At 66.7% G+C, this 20,171-nt stretch carries 18 protein-coding genes and 1 rRNA gene; 14 read left to right on the top strand and 5 right to left on the bottom strand.

The annotated features are described in order from the left end of the window. Positions 1 to 185 precede the first annotated feature (185 nt). Positions 186 to 300, top strand: a 5S ribosomal RNA gene (rrf, locus tag DFO63_RS18880). Between the two features lie 284 nt (positions 301 to 584). Here rrf and DFO63_RS18875 read toward each other — a convergent pair. Beyond that, on the bottom strand, positions 585 to 2,294 hold the full coding sequence (locus tag DFO63_RS18875) for a M28 family metallopeptidase (protein WP_119007582.1): 1,710 nt from the start codon (positions 2,292 to 2,294) through the stop codon (positions 585 to 587). An 86-nt stretch (positions 2,295 to 2,380) separates the two neighbouring features. Next, complete coding sequence (locus tag DFO63_RS18870) at positions 2,381 to 3,043, bottom strand: hypothetical protein (protein WP_014645682.1); 663 nt, start codon at positions 3,041 to 3,043, stop codon at positions 2,381 to 2,383. A 95-nt stretch (positions 3,044 to 3,138) separates the two neighbouring features. Between DFO63_RS18870 and DFO63_RS18865 the strand changes: the two genes are divergently transcribed. The 3 genes from DFO63_RS18865 to DFO63_RS18855 all read left to right on the top strand — a co-directional run bounded on the left by DFO63_RS18865 (position 3,139) and on the right by DFO63_RS18855 (position 6,479). Continuing rightward, positions 3,139 to 4,440, top strand: a complete 1,302-nt coding sequence (locus tag DFO63_RS18865; RefSeq protein WP_119007581.1) for a peptidoglycan DD-metalloendopeptidase family protein — start codon at positions 3,139 to 3,141, stop codon at positions 4,438 to 4,440. Between the two features lie 108 nt (positions 4,441 to 4,548). Continuing rightward, positions 4,549 to 5,985: a S41 family peptidase gene (locus tag DFO63_RS18860; protein ID WP_119007580.1), complete on the top strand. Its 1,437-nt coding sequence runs from the start codon at positions 4,549 to 4,551 to the stop codon at positions 5,983 to 5,985. A gap of 83 nt (positions 5,986 to 6,068) precedes the next feature. Beyond that, positions 6,069 to 6,479 (top strand): hypothetical protein, encoded by a 411-nt coding sequence (locus DFO63_RS18855; RefSeq protein WP_119007579.1) that lies wholly within the window; start codon positions 6,069 to 6,071, stop codon positions 6,477 to 6,479. Positions 6,480 to 6,596: 117 nt separating this feature from the next. Here the strand turns inward: DFO63_RS18855 and DFO63_RS18850 are convergent, their stop codons facing one another. After that, the gene (locus DFO63_RS18850) at positions 6,597 to 7,289 is read right to left on the bottom strand and encodes a rhomboid family intramembrane serine protease (RefSeq protein ID WP_014035716.1); all 693 of its coding nucleotides are present in this window, start codon (positions 7,287 to 7,289) and stop codon (positions 6,597 to 6,599) included. Positions 7,290 to 7,515: 226 nt separating this feature from the next. Here DFO63_RS18850 and DFO63_RS18845 point away from each other — a divergent pair, with 226 nt between their 5' ends. The 3 genes from DFO63_RS18845 to DFO63_RS18835 all read left to right on the top strand — a co-directional run bounded on the left by DFO63_RS18845 (position 7,516) and on the right by DFO63_RS18835 (position 10,746). Then, positions 7,516 to 8,943: an outer membrane protein transport protein gene (locus DFO63_RS18845; RefSeq protein ID WP_049444492.1), complete on the top strand. Its 1,428-nt coding sequence runs from the start codon at positions 7,516 to 7,518 to the stop codon at positions 8,941 to 8,943. 143 nt (positions 8,944 to 9,086) lie between these two features. After that, a complete protein-coding gene (gene pnuC / locus DFO63_RS18840) occupies positions 9,087 to 9,686 on the top strand; it encodes a nicotinamide riboside transporter PnuC (RefSeq protein WP_049421201.1) in 600 nt (199 codons plus the stop codon). Beyond that, positions 9,673 to 10,746, top strand: a complete 1,074-nt coding sequence (locus DFO63_RS18835; protein WP_119007578.1) for an AAA family ATPase — start codon at positions 9,673 to 9,675, stop codon at positions 10,744 to 10,746. The genes pnuC and DFO63_RS18835 overlap by 14 nt, the downstream gene beginning before the upstream one ends. 89 nt (positions 10,747 to 10,835) lie before the next feature. Here DFO63_RS18835 and putA read toward each other — a convergent pair whose 3' ends face one another. Beyond that, complete coding sequence (gene putA / locus DFO63_RS18830; RefSeq protein WP_119007577.1) at positions 10,836 to 14,054, bottom strand: bifunctional proline dehydrogenase/L-glutamate gamma-semialdehyde dehydrogenase PutA; 3,219 nt, start codon at positions 14,052 to 14,054, stop codon at positions 10,836 to 10,838. Between the two features lie 274 nt (positions 14,055 to 14,328). On the opposite strand from putA, the gene DFO63_RS18825 reads away from it, so the two are divergent. Genes DFO63_RS18825 through DFO63_RS18800 form a run of 6 tightly spaced genes read left to right on the top strand, consistent with a single transcriptional unit; the run spans position 14,329 to position 19,122 of the window. Beyond that, positions 14,329 to 14,805, top strand: a complete 477-nt coding sequence (locus tag DFO63_RS18825) for a DUF2244 domain-containing protein (RefSeq protein WP_014035721.1) — start codon at positions 14,329 to 14,331, stop codon at positions 14,803 to 14,805. 11 nt (positions 14,806 to 14,816) lie between these two features. Continuing rightward, the gene (gene coxB, locus DFO63_RS18820) at positions 14,817 to 15,770 is read left to right on the top strand and encodes a cytochrome c oxidase subunit II (RefSeq protein ID WP_119007576.1); all 954 of its coding nucleotides are present in this window, start codon (positions 14,817 to 14,819) and stop codon (positions 15,768 to 15,770) included. Between the two features lie 59 nt (positions 15,771 to 15,829). Continuing rightward, positions 15,830 to 17,437, top strand: coding sequence for a cytochrome c oxidase subunit I (gene ctaD / locus DFO63_RS18815; RefSeq protein ID WP_014035723.1), 1,608 nt, complete (start codon positions 15,830 to 15,832; stop codon positions 17,435 to 17,437). Between the two features lie 8 nt (positions 17,438 to 17,445). Then, on the top strand, positions 17,446 to 17,646 hold the full coding sequence (locus DFO63_RS18810) for a hypothetical protein (RefSeq protein ID WP_049444499.1): 201 nt from the start codon (positions 17,446 to 17,448) through the stop codon (positions 17,644 to 17,646). Further along, positions 17,643 to 18,233, top strand: a complete 591-nt coding sequence (locus DFO63_RS18805) for a cytochrome c oxidase assembly protein (RefSeq protein WP_014035725.1) — start codon at positions 17,643 to 17,645, stop codon at positions 18,231 to 18,233. Before DFO63_RS18810 ends, DFO63_RS18805 begins: the two co-directional genes overlap by 4 nt. A 13-nt stretch (positions 18,234 to 18,246) precedes the next feature. After that, complete coding sequence (locus DFO63_RS18800; protein ID WP_014035726.1) at positions 18,247 to 19,122, top strand: cytochrome c oxidase subunit 3; 876 nt, start codon at positions 18,247 to 18,249, stop codon at positions 19,120 to 19,122. A 20-nt stretch (positions 19,123 to 19,142) separates the two neighbouring features. On the opposite strand, the gene DFO63_RS18795 is transcribed toward DFO63_RS18800, so the two are convergent. After that, positions 19,143 to 19,361, bottom strand: a complete 219-nt coding sequence (locus DFO63_RS18795; RefSeq protein ID WP_049444502.1) for a twin transmembrane helix small protein — start codon at positions 19,359 to 19,361, stop codon at positions 19,143 to 19,145. Positions 19,362 to 19,418: 57 nt separating this feature from the next. Between DFO63_RS18795 and DFO63_RS18790 the strand changes: the two genes are divergently transcribed. After that, entirely contained in the window at positions 19,419 to 20,135 is a 717-nt protein-coding gene (locus DFO63_RS18790; RefSeq protein ID WP_049444504.1) for an SURF1 family protein, read from the top strand. Positions 20,136 to 20,171 lie beyond the last annotated feature (36 nt).

The raw sequence follows: 20,171 nt of genomic DNA, 5'->3' as shown, positions 1-20,171 counted from the left end.
TGCGCCGATGGTAGTGTGGCTCAAGCCATGCGAGAGTAGGTCATCGCCAGGGTTTACACCCAAAACCCCGCTGCTCACGCAGCGGGGTTTTTCTTATTAAGTGAAGGCACTGCATTTTCCGGGTCCCTTCCGCCCCACGGGCAAGATCGCGAAGCTGGCGCTGCAAGCGCTGCTGCAACCGTCTCCCTGGTGAAATTAGCGCTGTGGAACCACCCGATCCCATCCCGAACTCGGAAGTGAAACGCAGCTGCGCCGATGGTAGTGTGGCTCAAGCCATGCGAGAGTAGGTCATCGCCAGGGTTTACACCCAAAACCCCGCTGCTCACGCAGCGGGGTTTTTCTTTGTGCGCAGGAAATGCGGGTGGTGGTGCCCGCTGGCCGGCGGATGAGTCGATGCACCCGCCGCCGTTTGCCGGCCAGCGGCCGGCACTACCGGTAGATCCACGCCACGCGTGGATGGGGCGCTCGCCGTGTAAAGAGGTGCCAACCAGGGCTGGCACCCACCAATGGCAGCGCGCAAAAAAAGCAGCGCCCCGTGGGGCGCCGCTCTGCTCCAAACGATGTTCAGTCGAGCATGGCCCGACTTACTTGGCCGGGGCCTTGTCCTTCATCATCGCGTCGCGGGCCGCCTTGAACGGATTGCCTGCATACCAGTTCGGCCAACGATCGCCACCGGCCAGTTCCTTGCCCACGCCGTACATCAGCTGCAGGTCTTCGACGGTGCCGTCCAGCTTCCAGGTGGCCGCGTCGAACTCGTCCTTCGGGCCGTGGTAACGGTTGGCGCCGTAATCCGCCGCAGCCTTGCGGCCTGCTTCCACGCCACCCTCGCGCAGGTCTTCGCCGCCATCGGCGTACAGGGCCGGCACACCGGCCTTGGCGAAGTTGAAGTGATCGGAGCGGAAGTAGAAGCCGCTCTGCACCGAGGTCTCACCGTGCAGGGTACGGTCCTGGGCGGCGGCCAGCGGCTTGAGGATGTCCTCCAGCTCCGAGCTGCCGAAGCCGGTGACGGTCACGTCCTTGGCACGGCCGGCCACCGACATCGCATCAATGTTGATCACACCGGCGATCTTGTCCAGCGGGAAGGTCGGGTGGGCGACGTAGTACTTCGAACCCAGCAGGCCGGATTCTTCCAGGGTCACCGCCAGGAACACCACCGAACGCTCCGGCCTCGGTTCCTGGTGGGCCATGGCTTCGGCCACCTCGAGGATGCCGGCCACGCCGGTGGCGTTGTCGACTGCGCCGTTGTAGATGTTGTCGCCGGTCTCACCCTCATGCTTGCCCAGGTGGTCCCAGTGCGCCATGTACAGCACGGCTTCGTCAGCGCGCTTGCTGCCCGGCAGCACGCCGACCACGTTGCGCGACTGCTTCTGTGCGATCTGGCTCTTCAGGTCGACCGCAGCGGTGGCCTTCAGCGGCACCGGCTTGAAACCACGCTTGCTGGCGTCCTTGTAGGCCTGGGCGAGGTCCAGGCCGGCACCGGCGAACAGCGCCTTGGCGGCGTCGGCGCTCAGCCAGCCCTGCACCGGGATCCGGGCCTCCGGGTCATCCTTGGCGGGCAGGTCGTACTGCGGGCCGGCCCAGGAATTCTTCACCACGTCCCAACCGTAGGACGCGCCGGCAGTGTCGTGAACGATCAGTGCGGCAGCAGCACCCTTGCGGGCGGCCTCCTCGAACTTGTAGGTCCAGCGGCCGTAATAGGTCATGCGCTTGCCGTCGAACAGCTTCGCGTCATCAACATGGAAGCCCGGATCGTTGACGAACATGACGACCGTCTTGCCCTTCCAGTCCTGGCCGGCGTAATCGTTCCACTTCTGCTCCGGCGCATCGACGCCGTAGCCGACGAACACCAGGTCGCTGGCATCGACCTTCACCTCGGCCTGGCCGGTACGGGTACCGACCACCATGTCGGTGCCGAACTTCAGTTCGGTGGTCTTGCCGCCCTGGGTGATCTTCAGCACGGTCGATTCGTCGGCCGTGGTCTCGGTCATCGGCACGTCCTGGAACCAGCTGTCGCCGTTGCCGGGCTGCAGGCCGATGCGCTGCATCTGGTCGCGGATGTAGTTGACCGTCAGTTCTTCGCCCTTGCTGCCCGGGGCGCGGCCTTCGAACTCATCCGAAGCCAGGGTCTTGACCATCTCGGCGAAGTCGCCGGCGTTGATCTCCGGAGAGAACTGATGGGCGGCCGGCTTCGCGGCAGCGGTATCGGTGGCCGGCGTGGCTGCCGGGGTGTCTTCGCCTTTGCAGGCACTGAGCGCGGCCGCGGCGGCCAGGCACAGGAGGAGTTTGCGGGGCATCGTCGATTCCTGGAGAACAAAGGGCGGTCGCACCTCATGCGCGACCGGTAAACGCGAGTATCACCGAACCGGCAGGTTCGACGGATTCAGTCGGCTGGCGCGGTTTCGGTATCGAACGGGATCGGCTCGGCACCGGTGACCGGGCCGATGCGCGCGGTGCGATGCACGTACAGCACCACCTCGCGCTCGAACTGCAGTGGCCCACTGACCACCGCGTTGGGGCCGATGATCACGCGCGGCTTGCGGCTGGCGGTCAGCGAGACACTGAAGTTCGGCTTGCGCACATGCACGCCGCCGTTGACCTGCGAACCGATGCCGACGGTGATGTCACCGTTGACGGTCTCAACGTCCTTGCCGACGCGGCTTTCAACCAGGCCGATGCCGCCGTTCACGGTCTCGACGCCGCCTTCGATCTGGCTGCCGCGATCGGTGAAGATGCTGCCGTTGACGGTGCTGACGCCGCCGCTGGCGATCACTTCGCGACCCAGGCGGACACCGCCGTTGACCGTTTCGATCTTGCCGGTGCGCGCGCGGTCGGCGACCTTCACCCCGCCGTTGACGGTGTCGATGCTGCCGGTCTCGACGCCTTCGCCGACGCGGATGCCGCCGTTGACGGTGTCCAGCTTGCCGTAGCGTTGACCTGGTTCGGCGCTGATGCTGCCGTTGACCTTGCTGATGTTCTCCTGGGCGCAGACCGGCCCGGTGACCAGCAGTACGCCCAACAGCAGCGGAATGGATAGAGTTTTCATGGGGACCTCGATGGATGTGCGGCTGGCAGGCCGCGTGCGGAGATGTCACCATTCCCCGGTACCCCCCGCAACTGCCTGAAGTCACTGGAAAGCCCTTGCGCGACAACGCCTTCCCATCACGCCGACATCACATCGCCGCCGTACGCGGCGGGCGCTGCCTGCTGCTGGGGCTGGTCCTGGCGCTGGCCCTGCCGCTGCCCGGCGCCGCGCAGACCACCCGCGAGACCGAGCGCAAGCTGCAGAAACTGCGCACCGAGCTGAAGGGCGTGGCGCAGGAACGACGGCAGATCGAGGGACAGCGTGGACAGGCATCCCAGCAGCTGCGCGAGGCCGACGAGAAGGTGGCCCGCAGTGGCCGCGCGCTTGCGCAGACCGAGACGGCCCTGCGCGAGCAGAACCAGGCGCTGGCCGAAGCCGAGCAGCGCCGCAGCACGCTGCAGGCCAACCTTGCCCAGCAGCACCGCGAACTGGCCGGGTTGCTGCGCGCGGCCTACCAGTTGGGCAACCATGCACCGTTGAAGCTGCTGCTGTCGCAGGACACGGTGGCCGATGCCAATCGTGCGCTGGCCTACCACCGCTACCTGCAGCGCGAACGTGCGCAGCGGATTACCACGCTCACCGCCGACCTGAAGGAACTGGAAGCGCTGCAGGCGCAGATCGCCGAGCGCAAGCAGAAGCTGCAGGGCGCGCAGCAGGACCAGAAGCAGCAGGCTGCGACGCTGGCGGCCGACCGCCGTGACCGCGCGCAGACTGTGGCCTCGCTGGACGAACGTTTCAAGGACCGGCGCGAGAAGGAACAGGCACTGGGCCAGGATGCCAAGGCGCTGGAAACGCTGCTGGCCAACCTGCGTGCCGCCGCCGCCCGGGCCGAAGCCGAGCGTCGCGCGGCGGCGCGTCGGGCCGCCGCCGAAAAGGCCGCTGCCGAGCGGGCCGCACGCCAGGCCGCCGCACAGGGCCGGCCACCGCCGCCGCCAACCAAGGTTCCGCCTGCGGTGGCGTCGGCACCGGCACCGAAGGTCGGTGGCCTGGGCTGGCCGTTGTCCGGCAACCTGCTGGCCCGCTATGGCGGCAAGCTGCCCGATGGCCGTACCAGCAGCGGCGTGCTGATCGGCGCGCCGGCCGGCAGCACCGTCACGGCCGTGGCCGACGGCACCGTGGTGTTCTCCGACTGGATGACCGGCTACGGCATGATCCTGATCGTCGACCACGGCAATGGCTACATGAGCCTGTATGCCCACAACGACACCCTGCTGAAGGATGCCGGCGCACGGGTCAGCCGCGGTGATGCGGTGGCCAAGGTCGGCAATTCCGGTGGCCAGGGTGTCACCGCGCTGTACTTCGAGCTGCGCCGTGGCGGGCAGCCGGTCAACCCGGACAGCTGGCTGCAGCGGCGCTGAATCCAGGCCTGCCGGATGCGGGCCGGATTCAACGGGAATTTAGCTGTGCTTCGCGCATAATCGGTGCATGTGCCTTGGGCACGATGCCAACGTCGACAGGAGTGATCCATGCGCGCAGCCCGTTCCGCCACCCTCTTGCTGGCCCTGTTGCCAGCGCTGTCCTGGGCGCAGCAGACCGCGCCCGCCCCGAGCCAGGAAACCAGTGGGCAGGCAGCGAACAGCGAGGAGGCGGTGACCTCGAAGGTGCCGCTGGAGGAAATCCGCCGTTTCGTGGCCGTGTACAACGCCGTGCGCGCGGCCTATGTTGACCCGGTCGATGACAAGAAGCTGATGCAGTCGGCCGTGCGTGGCCTGCTGCTCGACCTCGATCCGCACAGCACCTACTTCAACAAGGAAGACGCGCAGGCCTTCGACGAGCAGGCCAATGGTGCCTACGAGGGCATCGGCGTGGAGCTGCAGCAGCAGCCGGACAACGCCAGCATGAAGGTGATCTCGCCGATCGACGACACCCCGGCGGCCAAGGCCGGCATCCTCGCCGGTGACCTGATCATCGCCATCGACGGCAAGCCGATCAGTGCGATCGATGCCAGCGAGCCGCTGCGCGGCCCGGCCGGCAGCAAGGTGGTGCTGACCATCGTGCGCGAAGGCAAGCCGAAGCCGTTCGACGTGAACCTGACCCGCCAGACCATCCGCGTGACCAGCGTGAAGAGCCGCATGCTGGAACCGGGCTACGGCTACATCCGCCTGAGTACCTTCCAGGCCGATACCGGTTCGGACTTCCAGAAGCACGTGCAGCAGCTGCAGAAGCAGTCCGGTGGCCAGCTCAAGGGCCTGGTGCTGGACCTGCGCAGCAATCCGGGTGGCCTGCTGACCGCCGCCGTGCAGGTGGCCGATGATCTGCTCGACAAGGGCAACATCGTCAGCACCCGTGGCCGCATCAGCATCAGCGATGCGCGTTTCGACGCGACCCCGGGTGACCTGCTGAAGGGCGCACCGGTGGTCGTGCTGGCCGATGCCGGTTCGGCCAGCGCATCGGAAGTGCTGGCCGGTGCGCTGCGCGACAACAAGCGTGCGCGCGTGGTCGGCAGCCGCACCTTCGGCAAGGGCTCGGTGCAGACCGTGCTGCCGCTGGACAACGGTGATTCGGTGAAGCTGACCACCGCGCGCTATTACACGCCCAGCGGCAAGTCGATCCAGGCCACCGGCATCGTGCCGGATGTCGAACTGAAGCCCGCCGCCACGCCGGCCGAGGATGCACTGCCGGCCAGCCTGAGCGACTACAGCGAAGCGACCCTGCCCGGCCATCTGCGGGGTGATGACGAAGGTACCGAGGGCTACCACGCCGGTGCGGTGCTGCCGGGCGATGGCCCGATCAACGACGCGCTGGCCGAGCTGAAGAACCCGGGTTCGGTGGCTGCACGCCTGAAGGCCGAAGCGGCAAAAGCGGATGCGGCCAAGGCCGCGAAGGCCGCTGCGGCGAAGCCGGAAGCGAAGCCGGAAGCGAAGCCGGAAGCGAAGCCCATTCCGGTCCCGGCTAAGCCCTGACGGTAGCGCCGGGCTGTGCCCGGCGGACACCTTGCTCATCCACAAGGCGACGCGGCCGAGGCGTCGCCCGATAGAATCGGCCCATGGACGATTCGAACCTAGCGACTACGATCAGCCAACTGCTTGGTCGTGATCCGCTGCCACCTGACCGGGCCGCCACCCTGCTGGAATCCCTGGCGGTCCGCCATGGAATCGATCCGCGCTTTGTCTATTGGTGGGCAGGCAAAGCGACGTCTGATCAGACGATCCAATACGACAGCAGTGATGAAGGCCTTTCCTGCCTGGCTGAACTGCTGGCGGAAGTGAACGGCGAAATGTGCCTGGTAGCGTCAGATGAGCGCGCATTGCCGTGGCCGATCTGGGCTCTGCAGGCAAGTGAACTGATTCCTTTGCTCGGAGAGTTGCCGTTCTTTGAGTACTTCTTGGTGCTGGATGACGGCGCTACGCTGCTGTTCGATACCCACCACAACACGTTGGTGGTCAGTCGCGAGTGACGGATTCGGCGTCATCGCGGACGGAGCGGATCCATATCGATGAAGGAGTCGAGCACGCTCGACGCCACGAACGGGCGGGTGAGCGTGGAGCCGGCCAGCGGCCGGCACTACCAGGGGTCAGAACCCGTGGCGCTTGCGCAGCCGGCGCGCGATCGCTGCGCGCACGTACACGCCATACAGCAGGCCGAACAGGAAGCCGCCGATGTGCGCCCACCAGGCCACCATGCCGAAGCTGGGGCCGATATGGGCGAACACCACCTGCAGCGCGGCCCAGACGCCGATGAGCAGGTAGGCCGGGGCGCGCACGAACTCCAGGAACAGGCCGAGCGGGATCACCACGCCCAGCCGCGCGCCCGGGAACAGGGCCAGGTAGGCGCCGATCAGCGCCGACACCGCGCCACTGGCGCCGATGATGATCTGGTCCGGGCTGCCCATGGTGTAGATCGCGACCAGGTTGGACACCGCGCCGCCCACCAGGAACAACAGCAGCAACCGCCAGGGCCCCAGCACCCGCTCGGCGGGCAGGCCGAAGATCAGCAGGAACACCAGGTTGCCCAGCAGGTGCGACCAGTCGGCGTGCAGGAACAGCGCGGTGAAAAGGCGCAGTACGCTGCCGTCCTGCAGGGTCGCCCACCAGTCCAGCGGGTGGGTCAGTCCGGTGGACAGGGCGCCCCAGTCCAGCCAGAGGCTGCCGCGGGCATCGTCCGGGCGCGAGATCGACCATAGGAATGCCAGCCACAATGACGCGAACAGCACGGGCGTGGCCCAGCGCAGGGCCGCCTTCTTGCGCGACGGGAGGGAGACGAACATGGGCATAAGCCTAGCGTGACGACGCCTGCGGCGGGGATTGTCCTGTTCAGCTTTTGAGACGAAAAAAGCGCAGGTGCTGTTATTGTTTCATTAACAGCTCTGGGTAATACTCGCATACGGCGTCGTATGTCGGGAGGGGAATCCGGCGCGCTCCGAAGGGCCCCAGGGCCGGCCGGGCGCAGGCGCACTCAGAGCAACATCACCGCTTACCGGAGAGAGAACTACGATGCAAACCGCTTCCACCATTGCCCGTCTGACCCTGCTGGCCGTCGGCGTTGCCGGTGCGCTGGCCGCCGCCGATGCCAACGCCGCCGCCTTCCAGCTGAAGGAAAACAGCGCCAAGGGCCTCGGCCGTGCGTTCGCCGGCTCCACCTCGACCGAAGGCGACGCCTCGGTCATCGCCACCAACCCGGCCTCCATGCGCCTGCTCGACGGCACCATGCTGCAGGGCGACGTCAGCGCCATCAGCTTCGGCGCCAAGTTCCGTGGCCAGGGCAAGTACGCCAACGGCGCTCCGATTTCCGGCGGCAACGGCGGCGACGCCGGCATGATCGCCCCGGTTCCGGCGGCCTACTTCCACCTGCCGTTCGGCGAGAACGACAACATGCACTTCGGCGCATCGCTGACCGTGCCGTTCGGCTTCAAGACCGAATACGACCGTGACTGGGTCGGCCGCTACAACGGCGTCAAGACCGAGCTGCAGGCGATCGACCTGGGCGTCGCGTTCTCCTACGACATCAACCCGTACCTGTCGTTCGGTGCTTCGGTGTTCGCCGAGCGCCTGAACGTCGACCTGACCAGTGCCGTCGATACCGGCACCGCGATCAACGCCAGCGCCCAGCAGAAGGCCGCCGCTGCCGTTCTGGCCGCCGGTGGCACCGCCGCCCAGGCTGCCGCCGCCTCGCGTCAGGCCGCCGTGGCCATGGCCCAGCAGGGCTTTGCTCCGGGCACCGCCGATGGCTACCTGCGCATCAAGGGTGACGAAGTGTCGATGGGCTACACCCTGGGCATGACCGTCAGCCCGGTGGAAGGCACCAACATCGCCTTCAGCTACCGTTCGCAGGTCAAGCACAAGATCAACGACGGCAAGGCCGACTTCACCATTCCGGGCAATGCCGCGACCTTCCTGGCCGCCGCCGCACCGGGCACCTTCATCGACAGCAAGGGTCGTGCCTCGATCACCCTGCCGGCCAGCGCCACCATCGGCTTCACCCACCGCGTGGACGACCAGTGGAAGATCATGGCCGAAGTCACGCGTACCGCCTGGAGCAAGTTCGACCAGGTTACCGTCGACTATGACTCCAACCAGCCGGACAGCGTGCTGCCGTTCCACTACCGCGACACCACCTTCGCGTCGATCGGTACCGAGTACCGCATGAACGAGAAGCTGACCCTGCGCGGCGGTCTCGCCTACGACCAGACCCCGACCACCGACGCCCACCGCGACGTGCGCGTGCCGGACACCACCCGCAAGTGGCTGTCGCTGGGTCTGACCTACGCGGCTTCGGACAAGATGGAATACAGCGTGGGCTACACCCACCTGTTCACCAAGGATCCGAACATCACCTCGACCTCGGCCACCGGCAACACCGTGACCGGCAAGTACAAGGTCAGCGGCGACGTGCTGGCTGCTTCGATGCAGTACAAGTTCTGATTCGGGCGATTGCCTGAAGCAGTACAAAGGAGGCCCCGCGCGAGCGGGGCCTTTCTTTTTGTGGGGTGGGATGTGGGGCATCCACGCATGGCGTGGATCTGCCGGGTTGTCCACGCAGCGCACGGATCCACGACAATAGCGCCATGAACCTGTCCGACCCGAACTTCCAACTGGAGCTGGCTGCCAACATCGCCGTCGCCGGCTCGATCCTGCTGGCCGGCCGCAACAACGTGCACACCTGGTGGCTTGGTATCGTCGGCTGTGCCTTGTTTGCAGCCGTGTTCGAACGATCGCACCTGTACGCGGACATGGTGCTGCAGTTCTTCTTCATCGCCATCAGTGTGCTGGGCTGGTGGCAGTGGCTGCGCGGCGACCATGGCGCGCCGCTGCCGATCACCTCGTTGCGGCCGCGGGCATGGGCCTGGCTGGCGCCGCTGGCGGTGGTGGCCACCTTCGGCTACGGCTGGATGCTGACCCGACTGACCAATGCCTATGCGCCGTACATCGATTCGGCGGTGCTGGTGCTGAGCGTGATCGCGCAGATCCTGATGATGCGGCGCAAGCTGGAATCGTGGTGGGTGTGGCTGCTGGTGAACACCGTTGCAGTGCCGCTGTACTACAGCCGTGGCCTGCACCTGACCTCGATCCTGTACGTGGGCTTCTGGATCAACGCGCTGGTGGCCCTGCGCCATTGGCGGCACCTGATGCGCAACGAGGCCAGGGCGGCCGATGCCGCTGCCTGAGCGTGCTGCGTGGGGGCTGGTGGTGGGCAAGTTCTGCCCGCTGCACCTCGGCCATGAACGATTGATCGACTTCGCCGCCACGCGCTGCCAGCAGTTGCTGGTGATCGGCTGGTCGCAGCCGGGCTTTGCCGGCTACAGTGCCGAGCGCCGCGAGCGTTGGCTGCGTGCGCGTTTCCCGCAGGCGACGGTGGCGGTGTTGGATGACTCGCGACTGGCGGCATTGTGCACGCAGCACGGTTTGCCCGTGCGCACGCTGCCGCAGGACAGTGATGACGAACAGGTGCAGCGCGACTTCACCGCCTGGCTGTGCCTGAACCTGTTCGGTGGGCCGGTGCAGGCGGTGTACACCGGTGAGGACTATGGAGACGGCTTCGCGCAGGCGTTGGCCACGCACTTCGGCACACCGGTGCGCCATGAGCGGCTGGAGCGCGCGCTGGACGTCGCGCAGGCCTGTGGCACCCAGCTGCGCACCGATCCGCATGCGCATCGCCATGGCCTCGCACCGCAGGTGTATGCCGACCATGTGCAGCGCGTGGCCTTCATCGGTGGCGAGTCCAGCGGCAAGACCACGCTGGCGCGCGTGCTGGCCGGGCGCCTGCAGACCGCCTGGGTGCCGGAGTATGGCCGCACCCTGTGGGAGCAGCAGGGGGGAGAACTGACGCCAGACGATCTGCTTCGCATTGCAATGACACAGCCACAGCACGAAGACGAGGCCGCGCGGCGCGCGCATCGCTGGCTGTTCTGCGATACCACGCCGTGGGTAACGCTGGGGTACAGCGGCTGGATGTTCGGCACGGCGCCGGAGCCACTGCGGCAGGCGGCACGACGACGCTACGACCTGCTGTTCCTGTGCGCGCCGGATATTCCGTTCGACCAGGATGGCACGCGCGTGGGCGAAGCCTTCCGGTCGCAGCAGCATGCGTGGTACCTGGCGCAGCTGCAGGCAGAGGGTGTCGAGTACGTGCTGCTGGAAGGCGATCTGGAGACGCGCATCGCACGCGTGCAGGGCGAGCTGGCGAAGCGGGCGGACAACCGGTTCAGTGTCGCCTCGCCGCTATAGAGCCGAGCCTGTGCTCGGCTTTACAGGAATAAAAAGCACAAAAAACCCCGCTTTCGCGGGGTTTTTCGTTCACCGCATGACGCAGGCGATCAGTCGCCCAGGGTCAGCAGCGAGGCGTTGCCGCCGGCGGCGGTGGTGTTCACCGTCACCGTCTTTTCGGTGGCAAAGCGCAGCAGGTAGTGCGGGCCGCCGGCCTTCGGGCCGGTGCCGGACAGGCCCTGGCCGCCGAACGGCTGCACGCCGACCACCGCGCCGATCTGGTTGCGGTTTACGTAGACGTTGCCGACGTGGACGCCGTTGCTGATGCGATCAACGGTCTCGTCGATGCGCGAATGCACACCCAGGGTCAGGCCGTAGCCGGTGGCGTTGATCTGGTCGATCACCGCGTCGAGCTGGTCGCCCTTCCAGCGGATCACGTGCAGGACCGGCCCGAAGATCTCCTTGTGCAGCTGGCCCAGGTCCTTCAGTTCATACGCACGCGGCGCGAAGAAGGTGCCGTTGGCCGCTTCGGCGGACAGCTCGGCGGCGGCGATCAGGCGCGCTTCGCGGTCCATGCGCTCGGCGTGGTCCTGCAGGATCTTCAGCGCGTCGGCGTCGATCACCGGGCCGACGTCGGTGGACAGCAGGCCCGGGTTGCCGACCTTCAGTTCCTTCATCGCGCCGGCCAGCATGGTCATCACCTTGTCGGCGATGTCGTCCTGCACGAACAGCACGCGAGCGGCCGAGCAACGCTGGCCGGCGGAGGTGAAGGCCGAACCGATCGCGTCCTTGACCAGCTGTTCCGGCAGCGCCGAGGAGTCGGCGATGAAGGCGTTCTGGCCGCCGGTCTCGGCGATCAGCACGCCGATGGCGGCGTCACGCGCAGCCATCGCGCGGTTGATCGCACGTGCGGTGTCGGTGGAGCCGGTGAAGGCCACGCCGGCCACGCGCGGGTCGGCGGTCAGCGCGGCACCGACGGTGGCGCCGTCGCCCGGCAGGTACTGCACGACCTCGGCCGGCACGCCCGCGTCGTGCAGCAGCTTCACCGCGTAGTAGCCGATCAGGTTGGTCTGCTCGGCCGGCTTGGCGATAACGCTGTTGCCGGCGGCCAGTGCAGCAGCGACCTGGCCCAGGAAGATCGCCAGCGGGAAGTTCCACGGGCTGATGCAGACGAACACGCCGCGGCCATGCAGCTGCAGCTCGTTGGACTCACCGGTCGGGCTCGGCAGCTTCTCGGCGTGGCTGAACTGCTCGCGCGCCTGCTTGGCGTAGTAGCGCAGGAAGTCCACGGCTTCGCGCACTTCGGCGATGCTGTCGGGCAGGCTCTTGCCGGCTTCCTTCACGCACAGTGCCATGAACTCCGGCATGCGCGCTTCCAGCTGGTCGGCGGCGTGCTCGAGGATGGCGGCGCGGCTGGCGGCCGGGGTGCGGTTCCAGGCCGGCTGCGCGGCCACGGCATTGGCCAGGGCCTTCTGCACGGTGGCGGCATCGGCGGCCAGCCACTGGCCGACCACTTCGCGGGTGTCGGCCGGATTGGTCACCGGCAGCGCGGCGCCGGCCGGGTTGGCACCCGGTACCAGCGGGGCGGCCTGCCACGGCTTCACGGCCGCGTTGAGCTGCTCGGCCAGGGCGCGCAGTTCGTTGTCGTTGGCGAGGTTGGCGCCCATGGAGTTCTTCCTGTCGTGGTTCTGGCTGCGCAGCAGGTCTACCGGCAGCGGGATCTTGGGATGCGGAATCGAAGCGAACGAGGCGACCATCTCGACCGGATCGCGGATCAGGTCGGCGATCGGCACGCGCTCGTCGGTGATGCGGTTGACGAAGCTGGAGTTGGCGCCGTTTTCCAGCAGGCGGCGCACCAGGTACGGCAGCAGGTCTTCATGCGAACCGACCGGCGCGTACACGCGGCAGGGCAGGCCCAGGCGATCGGCTGGCACCACTTCGGCGTACAGGTCGTCGCCCATGCCGTGCAGCTTCTGGTGCTCGTACACGCCACCGTTGGCGATGCTGCGCACAGCGGCGATGGTGTGCGCGTTGTGCGTGGCGAACATCGGGTAGATCGCGTCGGCATGGGTGAACAGGCGCTTCGCGCATGCCAGGTACGACACGTCGGTGTTCTGCTTGCGGGTGAATACCGGGTAGCCCGGATAGCCTTCGATCTGCGCGCGCTTGATCTCGGCATCCCAGTAGGCGCCCTTGACCAGGCGCACCTGCAGGCGGCGACCGGCGCGGCGCGCCATGTCGGCCAGGTGGTCGATCGTGTACGGCGTGCGCTTCTGGTAGGCCTGCACGACCACGCCGAAGCCATCCCAGCCGGCCAGCGAGGCATCGGAGAACACCTGCTCGATGATGTCCAGCGACAGTTCCAGGCGGTCGGACTCTTCGGCGTCGACGGTGCAGCCGATGCCGTAGCTCTTGGCCAGCTGCGCCAGTTCCAGCACGCCCGGCACCAGGTCCTTCAGCACGCGCTCGCGCTTGGCGTGCTCGTAGCGCGGGTACAGCGCCGACAGCTTGATCGAGATGCCCGGGGCATTGTTGACGTCGCCGTCCGGACGGCCGCCGCGTGCCTTGTGATCGCCGCCGATGGCGTGGATCGCACGACGGTAGTCTTCCAGGTAGCGCAGCGCGTCCTTCATGGTCAGCGCACCTTCGCCGAGCATGTCGAAGGAGTAGCGGTAGTTCGCGTTGTCGCCCTTGTGCGAGCGCGACAGCGCTTCGCTGATGGTGCGGCCCATGACGAACTGGTGGCCCATGATCTTCATCGCCTGGCGCACGGCCAGGCGCACCACCGGCTCACCGACGCGGCCGACCAGGCGCTTGAACGCGCTGGGCGCATCGGCGCGGGTGGCGTCGTTCATCTGCACCAGCTTGCCGGTCAGCATCAGGCCCCAGGTGGAGGCGTTGACCAGCACCGAGTCGCTGCCGCCCAGGTGCTTTTCCCAGTCGGCGTCGGCCAGCTTGTCGCGGATCAGCTTGTCGGCGGTGTCCTGGTCCGGAATGCGCAGCAGCGCTTCGGCCACGCACATCAGCAGCACGCCTTCTTCGCTGCCCAGGTCGTACTGGCGCATGAAGGCTTCGATCGCGCCCTGGTCCTTGGCACGCACGCGCACGCGGCCGACCAGGTCGGCGGCCAGCGCCTGCACCCTGGCCTGCTCTTCGGCCGGCAGGCGGGCCTGCGCCAGCAGCTCGCGGACGTGGCTGGCCTCGTCCTTCAACCAGGCATCGGTGATGGCCTGGCGGAACGGGTTGGGGGGCGCCGGCAGTTCCGGCGACAGCAGCGCGCCGGGACGCAGGGCGTCGCTGGCGGCAGGGGAGGAGGAAGGTGCGTTCATGCCGGTCCGGCCAATGGAAAACTTGGCGATTTTAATCATTTTTGCGGGTTGCGGAAGTGCCCCGCAGCCACCTTCGTGAAGGGCTGATAGCCCCTAACGGTGGTGGATTCAGCGTGTTCAGCAAGCCCGGCAATATTTGTGCTGAATTCGTCATTCGTTCCGCCGACCTCATGCTGTGTTGCAGCATTGGAAAAAGTGTGAATGCACCCTTGCTACCGGCGAGAGGGCGGGGCTACCATCGAGACGTTTCCCGCGGCAGGAACGCGGTTGCGACATGATCGAGGTGCTTCCAGCTCCGGATGGGTCAGGTACGCAGCTGCGGCTGCGTCCCCCACGGGCGCTCGATGCCCGGCAGTTCGTCCTGTTGTTCACCGTGTTGTCGGGTGCGATGTGGCTGGTGTCCGCCTTCGGGTGGTTGGCCGGCAATGCATTCGCCCCCCTGTTCGCGCTGCTGTACAGCCTGGTGCTGGCGGCGGCGCTGCGTGCCTTGTGGCGCAGTGGTGAACGGCAGGAGGAGATCCGGGTAGTGCCGGCGTACGTGGAGGTCATCCCCGTACCCGGTGGATCGCCGGTGTTCCGGGCCCACCCCCACTGGGTGCGCCTGCTCACCGACGATGAGAGGGTCCGGCTGGCATCCAGCGGCCGGCAGGTGGAGGTGGGGAGTTTCCTCGCGCCGGCCGAACGTCAGACGCTCGCAGAGACACTTGAAAGCTTGCTCGCCGCCAGCGATGGCGGCAACCGACGACGCTAAGGGTCTAGGCAATGAAGCAAAGCAGCAGGTGGGGCACGAAGTGCGTTGCAGCGGTCGCCGCCATGGTGGCCGAGGGACTGATGCCGGCGTTGGCCTGGGCCCAGGCGGCCGATCCCAAGCCGTGGCAGCTGAACATGGGCAAGGGGGTGACCCAGACCTCACGCCTGGCCTGGGAATCGAACAATCTCTCGTTGATCATCTGCACGGTGATCGGCGTCATCGTGTTCGGCGCGATGGCCTACGCCATCTTCAAGTTCCGCAAATCCAAGGGCGCGGTCGCCGCCACCTTCAGCCACAACACCAAGGCCGAGATCATCTGGACGGTGATCCCGGTGATCATCCTGATCGTGATGGCGTGGCCGGCCACGGCCAACCTGATCAAGATGTACGACACCCGCGATGCCGAGATGACGGTGAAGGTCACCGGCTACCAGTGGATGTGGAAGTACGAATACCTCGGCGAGAACGTCACCTTCACCAGCCGCCTGGACCGCGAGTCCGACCGCATGCGGCAGAGCGGCAAGGTGCCGACCCGCGAAAGCCATCCGCACTACCTGCTGGATGTCGACAACCGGCTGGTGCTGCCGGTCGATACCAAGGTGCGCTTCGTCATCACTTCCGATGACGTGATCCACGCCTGGTGGGTGCCCGCGCTGGGCTGGAAGCAGGACGCCATCCCGGGCTTCATCAACGAGGCCTGGACCAGCATCGAGCAGCCCGGCGTGTACCGCGGCCAGTGCGCCGAACTGTGCGGCAAGGACCACGGCTTCATGCCGATCGTGGTCGAGGCGGTGTCCAAGGAAGAGTTCAAGCAGTGGCTGGCGCAGCGCAAGCCGGCGCCGCCTGCCGCGCTGGCAACGCCTGCGGCGCCGGCCGAGCCGACTGCACCGCCGGGCGAGGCACCGGCTGCGCCTGCTGCTGCAGAAACCGGCAGCGCGCCTGCCACCGCAGCGAGCGGCGCGTGATGTAAAGCCCGCGGCCGCCCGCGGCCGTGGTGACAACCGATTCTGAGAGGTGTTTTGCAATGGCGCACTCGGCAGTTGGGCACGACGATCACCATCACCAGCAGAGTTTCTTCGAGCGTTGGTTCTTCTCGACCAACCACAAGGACATCGGCACGCTGTACCTGGGTTTCAGCTTCATCATGTTCGTCATCGGCGCTTTCATGAGCGTGCTGATCCGGCTTGAGCTTGCACAGCCCGGCATCCAGTTCATCCGGCCGGAGGTGTTCAACCAGCTGACCACCGTGCATGCACTGGTGATGATCTTCGGTGGCGTGATGCCGGCCTTCGTCGGCCTGGCCAACTGGATGATCCCGCTGCAGATCGGCGCGCCCGACATGGCGCTGCCGCGCATGAACAACTGGTCGTTCTGGCTGCTGCCGGTGGCCTTCAGCCTGCTGCTGCTGACCTTCCTGCTGCCTGGCGGTGCGCCTGCCGGCGGCTGGACGCTGTACCCGCCGCTGTCGCTGCAGGGCGGCTACAACGTTGCGTTCACCGTGTTCGCCATCCACGTGGCCGGCATCAGCTCGATCATGGGCGCGATCAACATCATCGCCACCGTGCTCAACATGCGTGCGCCGGGCATCGACCTGCTGAAGATGCCGATCTTCTGCTGGGCCTGGCTGATCACTGCCTTCCTGCTGATCGCGGTGATGCCGGTGCTGGCCGGTGCGGTGACCATGCTGCTGACCGACAAGTTCTTCGGCACCAGCTTCTTCAACGCCGCCGGTGGCGGTGACCCGGTGATGTTCCAGCACATCTTCTGGTTCTTCGGCCACCCCGAGGTCTACATCATGATCCTGCCCGCCTTCGGCGTGGTCAGCGAGATCATCCCGACCTTCAGCCGCAAGCCGCTGTTCGGCTACCAGGCGATGGTGTACGCCACCGCCGCGATCGCGTTCCTGTCGTTCATCGTCTGGGCCCACCACATGTTCACCGTGGGCATGCCGCTGGGCGGCGAGATCTACTTCATGTTCGCCACCATGCTGATCTCGATTCCGACCGGCGTGAAGGTGTTCAACTGGGTCAGCACCATGTGGCGTGGCTCGCTGACGTTCGAGGCGCCGATGCTGTGGTCGGTGGCCTTCGTCATCCTGTTCACCATCGGTGGTTTCTCGGGCCTCATGCTGGCCATCGTGGCGGCCGACTTCCAGTACCACGACACCTACTTCGTGGTCGCCCACTTCCACTACGTGCTGGTGACCGGTGCGGTGTTCGCGCTGATCGCGGCGGTGTACTACTGGTGGCCGAAGTGGACCGGGCGGATGTACAGCGAGAAGTGGGCCAAGGTGCACTTCTGGTGGTCGATCGTGTTCGTCAACCTGCTGTTCTTCCCGCAGCACTTCCTCGGCCTGGCCGGCATGCCGCGCCGTATTCCCGATTACAGCGTGGCCTTCGCCGACTGGAACCTGATCAGCTCGATCGGTGCGTTCGGCATGTTCGTCACCCCGTTCATGATGGCGGCGATCCTGCTGTCCTCGCTGCGCAACGGCGAGAAGGCCGAGGCCCGTTCCTGGGAAGGCGCGCGTGGCCTGGAGTGGACGCTGCCGTCGCCGGCACCGGCGCATACCTTCACCACGCCGCCGACCATACGTCCGGGGGATCTGGCGCATGACGACATCACGCATTGAGGTGGGGCATGCATAACGAGAGCCCGCTTCCGATCAGTAGCGTCGAGCCAGGCTCGACTGACGAAAAGCAGCCGAGCAGCGGTCGGCTCTACCAGGGCGGAAGCATCGAGCAGCAGCGCCAGCGTGCGAAGCGCACGGCGATGTGGGTCGGCGCCATCGCCGTGCTGGTCTACGTCGGCTTCATCCTCAGCGGGGTGATCGGCCGATGAGCGAGGCACCGGCCAGCACACCGTCCCGCAGCGCCGGGCTGCCGCGCCTGATCGGCGTGGCGGTGGCGGTGTTCCTGCTGACGTTCTCGCTGGTGCCGCTGTACCGCATCGCCTGCGAAAAGGTGTTCGGCGTGCGCCTGGAGCGCGGCCCCGGTGGCGAAGCCAGTGCAGGTGCCGCGGCCGGCAAGCGCACCGTGCGCGTGGAGTTCGATGGCGGCGTCAATTCGCGCCTGCCGTGGTCGTTCCATCCTGAGCAGCTGACCATGGACGTGGTGCCCGGCGAACTCAACGAGGCGCTGTACTTCGCCCGCAACGACAGCGCGGCGGCCGTGGTCGGCAGCGCGGTACCTTCGGTGGCGCCGGCGCGTGCGTCGGGCTTCTTCAGCAAGACCGAGTGTTTCTGTTTCACCGCGCAGACGCTGCAGGCCGGCGAGAAGCGCGACATGCCGGTGCGCTTCATCGTCGATCCGGACCTGCCGCCGGAGATCAAGACGATCACCTTGTCCTACACCTTCTACCGCAACGACGCGCTGTCCGATCGGCTGGCCCCGGCCGCCACCTCGGACGGCGCGCACGCCGCACCCTGACCCGGATACCGACATGGCCCAGACACCGACCGACGCCAACGTGTACTTCGTCCCGGCCCAGAGCAAATGGCCGTTCGTGGGTTCCATCGCGATGATGGTGACCATGGTGGGCGTGGCCAGCTGGCTCAACGATGCCAGCTGGGGACGCTGGACGTTCTACATCGGCATCGCGATGCTGGTGCTGACCCTGTTCTGGTGGTTCAGCGACGTGGTGCGCGAATCGCAGGCCGGCAACTACAACCACCAGGTCGACGGATCATTCCGGATGGGGATGATCTGGTTCATCTTCTCCGAGGTGATGTTCTTCGGCGCGTTCTTCGGCGCGCTGTTCTACACCCGCAACCTGGGCCTGTCGTGGCTCAGTGGCGAAGGCCGCGGGGTGATGACCAACGAGCTGCTCTGGCAGGGCTATTCCGCGGGATGGCCGACCAATGGCCCGGCGGCGATCGGTGGCGCGTTCCAGACCATCCCGGCCTGGGGCCTGCCGCTGATCAATACGCTGATCCTGCTGACCTCCGGCGTGACCCTGACCATTGCCCACCACGCACTGAAGGCCGGCAACCGCCGCCAGCTGCTGATCTGGCTGGGCCTGACCGTGGTGCTCGGCCTCGGCTTCCTGACCCTGCAGGCAGAGGAGTACATCCACGCCTACAAGGAACTGAACCTGACGCTCGGCTCCGGCATCTACGGGTCGACGTTCTTCATGCTGACCGGCTTCCACGGCGCGCATGTGCTGCTGGGCACGATCATGCTGATCGTGATGTGGCTGCGCTCGGCCAAGGGGCACTTCACCCGCGACAACCATTTCGCCTTCGAAGCGGCCGCGTGGTACTGGCACTTCGTCGACGTGGTGTGGCTGATGCTGTTCCTGTTCGTCTACGTGCTTTGACCGCGCAGGCAGCGGTGGCTTCAGCCGCCGATGCCGTGCGGTTTGATCCAGCCCATGTAGATGCTCACGATCACCAGCAGGATCAACGCCACCGACACCGAGATGCGACGTGTCAGTGCGTTGACCGTGCGCTTGGTCTGGCCGCGGTCGACCACCAGGTAGTACAGGCCGGCGCCCAGGTTCCAGACGATGACGATCAGAAACGCGATTACCAGCAGGGTCTTCAGCGAATCACTCATGCGCGGCTCGAGGGCAGGGTGGATGTGCCTATCTGACCGCGTTTGCGCGGACTTGTCATGATGCGCCAGCACACGCGCGTGATCGGATGGCTGCTGGCCGTGCTGGTGATGGCGGGTTTCAGCGCGTTGGGGTTGTGGCAGCTGCAGCGCATGCATGCCAAACAGGCAATGTTGGATGCGCAGGGTCCAGCCGTGGCACAGGCGTTGCCGCTGTCGCAGGCCCTGGCGGCGCCCGGCGCGTTGCACGGCGTGGCCGACCACGGCCGCTTCCTGCCCGGCGTGGTGCTGCTGGACAACCAGACCCGGCATGGCCGCGCCGGGGTGAAGATCTATCGTCCCTTCCGCAGTGACGACGGCAGCGTGCTATTGGTCGACCTCGGCTGGCGTGCGCTGCCGCCAGATCGCACGTTGCCGGATGTGCCGGCGCCGCCTTCGCCGGTGGCGGTGCGTGGGTTGCTGGCACCGCCGCCGTCGGCGGGACTGGTACTGGGCCCCGCGTTCTCCGCCACCGGTGAGGCCGGGCGCTGGCTGGCCAGCCGGTTGCCGGCAGAAGGCCTGGCACGCGCGCTGGGGTTGCAGGCGCTACCCGACCGCGTCCTGCGCCTGGACCCGGCGCTGCCATTCGGCGATGAGCGCGACCTGGACCTGCTGCCGAACACGCTGCCGCCGCAGCGTCACCTGGGCTACGCCGTGCAGTGGTTCGGGCTGGCCCTGACCGTGCTGGTGGTGGCCGTGGTGCTGGAGCGGCGCAGGAGACGCCCCATCGCCCGCTAGTGCCGGCCGCTGGCCGGCAACCCCCGGAATCCTGGA

It is taken from the genome of Stenotrophomonas sp. AG209, from assembly GCF_003550055.1.
Taxonomy (GTDB): domain Bacteria; phylum Pseudomonadota; class Gammaproteobacteria; order Xanthomonadales; family Xanthomonadaceae; genus Stenotrophomonas.
This window is presented reverse-complemented; position numbering and strand designations above follow the sequence as displayed.